Annotated in this window: 2 protein-coding genes and 1 pseudogene; all 3 read left to right on the top strand. The window is 75.1% G+C overall.

What is annotated here, in order from left to right; all coding sequences use genetic code 11:
- Positions 1-759, top strand: a 759-nt coding sequence (locus tag H5J30_RS28665) for a phosphatidylinositol mannoside acyltransferase (RefSeq protein WP_181790190.1), incomplete at its 5' end; no start/stop codon positions are given.
- A complete protein-coding gene (locus H5J30_RS28660) occupies positions 756-1928 on the top strand; it encodes a glycosyltransferase family 4 protein (protein WP_181790189.1) in 1173 nt (390 codons plus the stop codon). The genes H5J30_RS28665 and H5J30_RS28660, both read left to right, overlap by 4 nt.
- A gap of 1 nt (position 1929) precedes the next feature.
- A pseudogene (locus tag H5J30_RS28655) lies at positions 1930-2191 on the top strand (hypothetical protein); the annotation flags it as partial.

Raw genomic sequence — 2191 nt, 5'->3', positions numbered from 1 at the left:
ACGTCGAACCTCGCCCGCGTGGTCCCGGACGCCGGGCCCGAGCGGCTGGCCGCGCTCAGCCGGGCCGGGATGCGCTCGTACATGCGCTACTGGATGGAGTCCTTCCGGCTGCCCGCCTGGAGCAGCCAGCGCGTCCGCGAGGGCTTCGACCCCAAGGACGTGCACTGGCTGGAGGACGGCCTCGCCGGCGACACCGGCGTGATCCTCGCGCTGCCGCACATGGGCAACTGGGACCTGGCGGGCGCCTGGGTCACCACCAAGCTCGGGGTGCCCTTCACCACCGTGCAGGAGCGGCTGAAGCCGGAGTCGCTGTACGACCGCTTCGTCGCGTACCGCGAGAGCCTGGGCATGGAGGTGCTGGCGCACGGCGGCGCGAGCGCCTTCGGCACCCTCGCCCGGCGGCTGCGCGGCGGCGGGCTGGTCTGCCTGGTCGCCGACCGCGACCTGTCGGCCACCGGCGTCGAGGTCGACTTCTTCGGCTCCGCCGCCCGGATGCCCGCGGGCCCCGCGCTGCTCGCCCAGCAGACCGGCGCGCTGCTGCTGCCCGTCACGCTCTGGTACGACGACTCGCCCGTCCTGCAGGGGCGGGTGCACGCCCCCGTGGAGGTGCCCGCGACCGGCACCCGCGCGGAGAAGACCGCCGCCATGACGCAGGCCGTGGCCGACGACTTCGCCGCCGGCATCGCCGCCCACCCGGAGGACTGGCACATGCTCCAGCGCTTCTGGCTGGACGACCTCAAGGGCGGGGCGTCGCGGTGAGGATCGGGATCGTCTGCCCGTACTCCTGGGAGGCGCCCGGCGGCGTGCAGTTCCACGTCCGGGACCTGGCCGAGCACCTGCGGGCCGCCGGCCACGAGGTCTCCGTACTCGCCCCCGCGGACGACGACACCCCGCTGCCCGAGTACGTCGTCGGGGCCGGCCGCGCCGTCCCCGTGCCGTACAACGGGTCCGTGGCGCGCATCAACTTCGGCTTCCTGTCCGCCGCCCGGGTACGCCGCTGGGTGCGCGACGGCGACTTCGACGTGCTGCACATCCACGAACCGGCGGCGCCGTCGCTCGCCCTGCTGGCCTGCTGGGCGGCGAAGGGGCCGATCGTGGCCACGTTCCACATGTCCAGCCCGCGCTCCCGCGGCATGATCGCCGCGTACCCGATCCTGCAGTCGGCGCTGGAGAAGATCAGCGCCCGCATCGCCGTCAGCGAGTACGCGCGCCGCACGCTGGTCGAGCACCTCGGCGGCGACGCCGTCGTCATCCCCAACGGCGTCGACGTCTCCTTCTTCGCCGCGGCCGAGCCGAAGGCCGCGTGGCAGGGCCGCACGCTGGGCTTCATCGGCCGGATCGACGAGCCGCGCAAGGGGCTGCCGGTGCTGATGGAGGCGTTCCCGCGGATCCTGGAGCGGGTGCCCGACGCCCGCCTGCTGGTCGCCGGGCGCGGCGACCCCGCGGAGATCGCGGGGCATCTGGCGCCCGAGGTGCGCGCCCGGGTGGAGTTCCTCGGCATGGTCAGCGACGAGGACAAGGCGCGGCTGCTGCGCAGCGTCGACCTGTACGTCGCGCCGAACACCGGCGGCGAGTCGTTCGGCATCATCCTCGTCGAGGCGATGTCGGCGGGGGCGCCGGTGCTGGCCGCCGACCTCGACGCCTTCGTGCAGGTGCTGGACGGCGGCACGGCGGGCGAGGTGTTCGCCCGCGCGGACGCCGGGGACCTGGCGGAACGGGCGGCGGGGCTGCTGCTGGACGGCGCCCGCCGGGCCGAGCTGCGCGAGCGGGGCAGCCGGCACGTACAGCGCTTCGACTGGTCGACGGTCGGCGCGGACATCCTGTCGGTGTACGAGACGGTGACCCAGGGCGCCCAGTCGGTGGCGGAGGACGAGCGCGCCGGCCGCTGGGCGGCCCGCTTCGGCCCCGCCCGGGACCGGGAGGCGTGACGTGTCGACACCCCTGACCCTGCTCCTCGTCGCGGTCGCGCTCTGCCTGATCGGCGTCTACCTGAGCTGGACCGCCGGCCGGCTCGACCGGCTGCACACCCGTATCGACGCCGCCAAGGCGGCCCTCGACGCCCAGCTGCTCCGGCGCGCCTCGGTGGCGCAGGAGCTGGCCACCAGCGGCGTCCTCGACCCGGCCGCCTCGATCGTGCTCTACGAGGCCGCGCACGCCGCCCGGCAGGCGGAGGAGGACCAGCGCGAGGTCG

The sequence above is a fragment of the Streptomyces phytophilus genome (genome assembly GCF_013870535.1).
Taxonomy (GTDB): Bacteria; Actinomycetota; Actinomycetes; order Streptomycetales; family Streptomycetaceae; genus Streptomyces; species Streptomyces phytophilus.
Note: the sequence above shows the minus strand (reverse complement) of the source record. Positions and strands in the feature narration are given on the sequence as shown.